Raw genomic sequence first — 6,699 nt, 5'->3', positions numbered from 1 at the left:
GGGGTGACAAGCCTCGTGATGGCCTACGACAGCCTGCCGCGGGGTGGCGTCGACGTGGGTCCCCGCTTGGTGCGCCTTAATATCGGTCTGGAGCAAGAGGACGCCCTGATTGCTGATCTTGCATCAGCACTGGACGACGCTCAGCGCTGAGGGTCGAAGCGGACGTGTCGCGCAACTCCTGACTTTGTACCGCCCACCAATGCGACGCTCCTGTCGAGGCTGGTGAGCGTCGCGAATTTCTGTCGCAGAAGGAAACGGTTTGGCGAGAGCTTTTGCGACAGCGACTGCCTGAGGTCACAGGTAGGAACGTCTCCTTTCGACAGATCCAGATCCGAAGCGGTCGGACCGCTGTCCACCCATCTTCACCGTACCGGCCTGGGCCGACCCCACGTCACTGTCCCCGAGGGCAGCCGCGGTCGACCCCATCGATCCCTCTCCGTGGCCGCAAGGCCCTGTTGGAAGCGGCTGGTCGATGTCGTCTCGTTCGATGCAGAGGCCATTCCGGCGACCGGCTCGCATCGCGCCGTACCCCGATGGGAACCGGATCACTCCATGATGGCCGAATGATCCACCTCGACGGGCCCGCTGGCCTTCTTGAGCAGGAAGACGAGCGGCATGGCGGCCAGCGACATCAGCATCAACAGGCGGAAATCGTCGATATAGGCGATCAGCGTCGCCTGCGTGGTGACGACCGCATCCAGCGCCGCCCGGCCATGGGCCGTGTAGGGGCTCCACAGGCGGGCGATGGTCGGCAGGTGGAACATCGGGTTGAAGGCCGTGACCGACGCGGCGATATCGGCATGGTTGGCCTGAACGTTCTCGGCCAGCAGCGCCGTCACGATCGAGATGCCGACCGACGAACCGATGTTGCGCGACAGGTTGTAGAGGCCCGTGCCGTCGCCGCGCTGCGCCGCCGACAGGGTCGAGAAGGTGACGACGGACAGCGGCACGAACAGGAAGCCGAGCCCCGCGCCCTGCACGAAGCCGGTCTGGACCACCCTCCACTCGGACACGTCGCGCGTCCAGCCCGACATGTCGTTCATCGCCCAGGCGGTGAGGACCAGTCCCATCAGCAGGAGCCAGCGCACCTCGACGCGGCCGATCAGACGGCCGACGAGGAACATGCTGACCATCGTCCCGATGCCGCGCGGGCCCATGACGAGGCCGGCCGTGACGATGGGATAGTCCATCAGCGTCTGCAGGTAGGGGGTCATCAGCGCCATCGAGGCGAGGTAGGTGACGCCCACGATGAAGATGAAGACCATGCCGACCGCGAAGTTGCGGTCGAGGAACAGCCGCGCATCGACGAAGCTCTTCTTCGCCGTGAAGGTGTGCACCAGGAAGACGTAGAACGAGCAGGCGGCGATCAACGCCTCGACCCTGATCTCGCCGGACGAGAACCAGTCGAGCTGCTCGCCGCGATCGAGGAAGATCTGCAGCGATGCGATGGTGAGGCCCAGCGCCGCGAACCCGGTCCAGTCGAGCCTGGCCTGCAGGTCGCGCCGGGTCTCGTTGACGAAGGCCGTGATGCCGAGGAACGCCACGGCGCCGATGCCGAGGTTGATGTAGAAGACCCAGCGCCAGGAGATGTTGTGGGTGAGCCAGCCGCCGATCACCGGGCCCAGCACCGGCCCGACCATGATGGACACGCCGTAGACCGCCATGGCGGAGCCGCGCTCCTCGGGCGTGTAGATGTCGAGCAGGATCGCTTGGCCGAGCGGCACCAGGGCGGCGCCGAACATGCCCTGCAGCAGGCGGAAGCCGACGATCTGCACCAGCGACTGCGCGATGCCGCACAGAACGGAAGCGACGACGAAGCCCGCGACCGAGATCAGGAGCACGCGCTTGCGGCCGAAGCTGTTGGCGAAGTGACCGGCCGCCGGCGTCATGATGGCGGCGGCGGTGATGTAGGAGGTCAGCACCCAGTTGATCTGATCGGCCGAGGCCGACACGCTGCCCTGGATGTAAGGCAGCGCCACGTTGGCGATGGTGGTGTCGAGCGCCTGCATCACCACGGCCAGGATCACGCAGGCAGTGATGGCGCCGCGGTTTCCCGCTTCGGGGCCGGCGGTCGCCAGCGGCGACGGCAGGGCGGCGGCCGGCGAGGCGATCGGTTCGACGAGGTCGTCCGGCGCGGGCGCCCCCCGGAGGAGGACGCTAGACATGGAACCGCTCCCGCAGCGCGGCGGCCTCGCCGCGCAGCCAGTCGAGCCCGTGCTGCACCGCGTCGGGCAGGCCGCGGGCGTGTCCGGTATCGACGTCCACCACCGCGCTCATGCCGACGCGCATCGGCGGCTTGGCAGGGTCGTAAACGACATGGACCCGCATGGGGATGCGCTGCACGACCTTGACCCAATTGCCGGTGGTGTTCTGCGCCGGCAACAGCGAGAAGGACGAGCCGGAGGCCGGGCTGATGCTCTCCACCGTGCCGTGCCACACGACGCCCGGATAGGTGTCCACCGACACGTCGGCGGCCTGGCCGGACCGCACGTAGGTCAGCTCCGTCTCCTTGGGGCTCGCCTCGATCCACACGTCCGTGTCCGAGATCAGGCTGAAGCCCGCCTGCGACGCCTTGAGGTAGCCGCCGACCTGCAGTGAGTCCACGTTGGTGACCGTGCCGGCGAAGGGCGCCCGCACCACCGTGTCGTCGAGGTCGCGGCGTGCCTCGTCCACCGCCGACTGGGCCTGCAGGTAGAACGGGTTCAGCTCCACCGGCTGGTCGGCGTCGTCGCCGAGCTGGGCCAGCATGGACTGCGCCTGGGCGGTCGCGACCGAGATGCGCTGCTGCGTGGCGGTGACGTCGTGCTCGGCCGTGTCATAGGCGGACCGGGAAGCGAAGTTGTTCGACAGGAGATCCTTCTGGCGCCCGAAGGTCGCCTGGTAGAACGGCAGGTCGGCCTTGGCCTGAGCGATCTGCGACAGCGACTGCTTGTAGCTCGCCTGCAGGGTCAGCACTTGGTTGCGCACGGTTCCGAGCTGCGCCTGCGCACCTTCCAGAGCGATGCGAAAGCTGTTCGACGTCAGTCGGAACAATGGCTGCCCCTTCTCGACATGCTGATTGTCGCGGACCTCGATGGCGGCGACGGTGCCCGATACGTCGGTGGACACGCCGAGCGAGCGCGCCTGGACGTAGGCGTTGTCGGTCGACATGACCTGCCCGCCCGTGACGTAGTCGTAGCCGCCGATGACGAGCACCACGGGCAGGGCCGCGAAGAGCAGCGGCCGCAGGAGCCGCCGCTTGGCGCGGGGCGAGGTCGGGATCGCCGGCTCAGCATGCGCGGCCGGCGGGCGTGGGGCGGCCGGGGTGGGTGCCCGGTCCTCTGTGTCCGGACCCGTGTTCGGGGGTTCGGGTGCCACGCGTCCACGGGCGATGGTGCGCTCGTCGTCGTCGAAACGCTCCAGCGGTTCCGCGTCGGAGAAATCGCGTCCGGAAATCCCTTCAACCATGCTGTGCCTCGTCGTCGATGGCCGGCTTGGTACAAGCGTCGACCAGATTGCTCTTGAGACGGGAAAGGGTCCCCACGAGGGTGTCGCGCTCCGCATCGGAGAAGCCCGAAAGGGCCTCGGCGCGCGTGTCCTCCCCGATGTCCTGCAGCAGGGCGAGGCTCGGATGGGCGTCGGCCGTGAGGTGAAGCCGCCAGCAGCGCCGGTCGCCGGCGTCCTGGCGGCGCTCGACGAGCCCGCGGGCCTGCAGCTTGTCGAGGATCCGCACGAGCGAGATGGGCTCGACCTCCAGGATGTCGGCCAGCCCGGCTTGGTGGATCCCCTCGTTGCGGCTGAGGTGCAGCAGCACCTGCCACTGCGCCCGCGTGAAGCCCAGCGCCGCCGCACGCTGCTCGAAGCGCCGTCGCATCAGCCGCGCCGCGTCGTGGAGCAGGAAGCCCACCGGGGAAGACGGGAAGGTCATGGGGCGGCGGGCTCCGGTCCGGGGCGGACCGCAGCCGCCCTTCTCATGGGCATGTCGATCATAGACATGCTTATGATCTCCCTATAACGATCCCTCCCTTCGTCGGACAAGCCAGCGCGAACCGGCGGAGGGCAGGCATGCCGGAGCCGCATGGGTGCTTCACACGTTGCCGGGGCGGACGGGAGCAATGGCGATGGACCGACGATCGACGAGGACGGGTTTGACGGCGATGCTGCTGCTCGCGCCGGGCGTGGCCCTGGCGGGGCCGGCTTTCTCCTGCGGCGGCTTCGCCCAACTCGGAGGCGCGCAACTCTTGTGCAGCCACATCGACCCGGACGCGCCGACGCAGATCTGCACCTATTCCTGGACGCTCGTCGGCGCGAACAACTCGCCGAACGTGATACAGGGGTCGTTCATGCTGACGCCGGGGCAGCACAACGTGACCGTCTACCAGGGGACGGGGTTCGCGAACGCCTTGGCGACTCCGGTTGTGCTCTGCCAGGGTCGGAAGAACGAGCCCTGACCCGATTTCCGACGCTGCTGGTCGGCCGAAGCACGCGCTATACAGCCGACACGTCCTCGTCGGTCACGGCACCACACCAGCCCTGCAGGCTAGCCCGGGCGTGGTCCAGCAGCTCGAACTCCACTGATCGCTTCGTTTTCTGCTGGACCACGATAGCGCGGGAGATGTCGTTGCATCGGAGCTTGCTGTCGATCGCGAGATCGAACAGGCGTGGTCGCCCATGCGCTGCTTGTTGTGGAGCCGGAACTGGATGGCCCACACCTGCTGCGGCTTGAGGGCCTGCCTGGCCCCGAGCTTCTGTGCGGCCCCAAGGTCGGTTCTCCATCGAGCCCGGATCGTGTTCTGATTGTCCCATGGTGCCAGCCTCCCGCGACCATGTTGGCCAAAAGGAGAGCAGGACGAGTGTACAACGGGTAGGTGCAGTACAATTACCAGTCGAGAGTACGTGCGCCGCCGACGACCCGCTTCGGGCATAGCGCGCGCTTTTGCGGATTCTCGGAAGCGGACGTTCTCGATTAGACACGCTCGGCCAGGCTTGGCTCGGCGGAGCGACCTACTCCGGCGGACGTTCCAAGGATGACGAACGCGGTCTTATGTAGCTGCCTCACCTATCAATCGGATCAGAGGGTTAGCTCAGGTCGGCCCCATCGATGAGGCCGGGGCCGAGACAACGTTCAGTCATGCGAGTGATGCCGCTTTCGCCGATGATGGCGCACTAAGTGCGAAGCTGGATCGGCTGAAGCCATCGGTTCAGCAGGCGTTTGAGCTGGCACCGGTCGGTTCAGATACGCATAGACGAACCGAGGACAATCGATGTTCAGCTTGCATGTACAGTCTTCTCTGTTCTGCTTCCAGTACACGGTCGGCGTGTCGCCTTCGGAAAAATAGAACAAACCAAAGTGAGGATTTTCAAAAGACTCGTCCGATGCTCGGTTCTTTGCGGCATTGTTGGGGTTATTCGGATTTGATGGATTTGCGGCTGAATATGGGCTCTCAGGGTGAAGAAGATTGTACGATGAATATGGGTTGGTAGTGTTTATTCCGCTGTAAGGATTATTTGGATTGTCAGTGCTGAAAGGGCTGTTGATGTTAGACGGGTTGTTTGGGTTATTCAGACTCGCTGGGTTGTTAGGATTGTTGATATTCAGGGGGCTATTCGGGTTCGCCGGGTTAACCAGCGCCCACCCATGTCGAACTGCTCGTAAGGGTAGTCTACGGAGAACAACACGCGGTCGGCCCCAATCTGTTCGACGGCCTCCAGAAACGGCTTGGTATGGAAGTGCCCGCTCGTGGTGATGTAGAAGTTGTTGGCGAAGTAGTGACTCGGGCGGTGCCTGGCCTTCGCTCCCTTCGCGCTGCTCGTCGATCCGGTGCTGGAGGCGCGGCAGCATGAAAGGCAGGCTTTCGCCGAGGTGCCCCAGGATGACCTGCAGGTTGGGATGCCGGTCGAACAATCCACTCAAGGTAAGGCGCGCGCCATGACTGGCCGTCTCGTAGAAGAACGCCCAGGCCGATCCGCCCAGCTCAGGATAGCCCTCGATGCTGCGCATCTGGCTGGGCAACGGCTCCCGCGGATGAAGATAGACCGGAACCCCCAGCGCAGCCACCCGCTCCCAGAAGGGCTCGAGCGGCTCCTCGTCAAGGTATTGTATCGCCTCGCCTGGACCGACGTTGGAGTAGCCGTTGATCAACGCGCCCTTGAGCCCGAGCTCCTTCACTGCGCGCTCGATTTCGTCCGCCGCCCCCTCGGGGTCTTGCAACGCGACGGCGGCGAAGGCGGACAGGCGGTTGGGATGCTTGCGCACAAAGGAATGGGCGTAGTCGTTCGTGGAACGCGCCAGGGCCGTCGCCTCGGTCGGGTCCACGACGGATTGGACGCCCGGCGACGTCAGGGACATGATCGACATCTGGACGCCCGCGCGATCCATCTCGGCGATGCAGAGCTCTGGATCGAGGAGGCGGCGCTCTACGTCCTGCGCGTACGTCTTGCCGTTGCGGTCCTCCTCTCCCTTGGCATTCCAGTGACGATTGTTCGCCTCGGTCGAGAAATGCTCTTCTAACGCGATCTTACCATCCATCTGGTTTTCCTTATGCAAGCGTCGAACTCGTAAAGTAAAGAGCCCGACGAAAATCATTCCAGGCGAAGCGCAAGGGAGGAGCGGCCTGGCGGGCTTCGCATGAACTGACGCGAGGTAATTGCTCACCTCCCCTGGGCTGGTGTGGTGTCGCGGGCGTCGGGAAGCGGTTGGATTTTTGGGTCGACGACGGC

General features: G+C 65.2%; 5 protein-coding genes. 1 reads left to right on the top strand and 4 read right to left on the bottom strand.

Annotation, left to right across the window (positions count from 1 at the left end):
* Nucleotides 1-545: 545 nt before the first annotated feature.
* From D3273_RS26905 to D3273_RS26895, 3 genes are all read right to left on the bottom strand, one after another.
* Complete coding sequence (locus tag D3273_RS26905) at nucleotides 546-2,090, bottom strand: DHA2 family efflux MFS transporter permease subunit (RefSeq protein ID WP_428977814.1); 1,545 nt, start codon at nucleotides 2,088-2,090, stop codon at nucleotides 546-548.
* Nucleotides 2,091-2,157: 67 nt separating this feature from the next.
* The gene (locus D3273_RS26900) at nucleotides 2,158-3,447 is read right to left on the bottom strand and encodes an HlyD family secretion protein (RefSeq protein ID WP_129230023.1); all 1,290 of its coding nucleotides are present in this window, start codon (nucleotides 3,445-3,447) and stop codon (nucleotides 2,158-2,160) included.
* Nucleotides 3,440-3,907 (bottom strand): MarR family winged helix-turn-helix transcriptional regulator, encoded by a 468-nt coding sequence (locus D3273_RS26895; protein ID WP_129230022.1) that lies wholly within the window; start codon nucleotides 3,905-3,907, stop codon nucleotides 3,440-3,442. Before D3273_RS26895 ends, D3273_RS26900 begins: the two co-directional genes overlap by 8 nt.
* A gap of 193 nt (nucleotides 3,908-4,100) precedes the next feature.
* Here D3273_RS26895 and D3273_RS26890 point away from each other — a divergent pair, with 193 nt between their 5' ends.
* Nucleotides 4,101-4,430: a hypothetical protein gene (locus D3273_RS26890; protein ID WP_245501415.1), complete on the top strand. Its 330-nt coding sequence runs from the start codon at nucleotides 4,101-4,103 to the stop codon at nucleotides 4,428-4,430.
* 674 nt (nucleotides 4,431-5,104) lie between these two features.
* On the opposite strand, the gene D3273_RS26880 is transcribed toward D3273_RS26890, so the two are convergent.
* Nucleotides 5,105-6,508, bottom strand: a complete 1,404-nt coding sequence (locus D3273_RS26880; RefSeq protein WP_207210919.1) for an amidohydrolase family protein — start codon at nucleotides 6,506-6,508, stop codon at nucleotides 5,105-5,107.
* Nucleotides 6,509-6,699 lie beyond the last annotated feature (191 nt).

The sequence above is a fragment of the Lichenibacterium minor genome (assembly GCF_004137685.1).
GTDB lineage: Bacteria > Pseudomonadota > Alphaproteobacteria > Rhizobiales > Beijerinckiaceae > Lichenihabitans > Lichenihabitans minor.
This window is presented reverse-complemented; position numbering and strand designations above follow the sequence as displayed.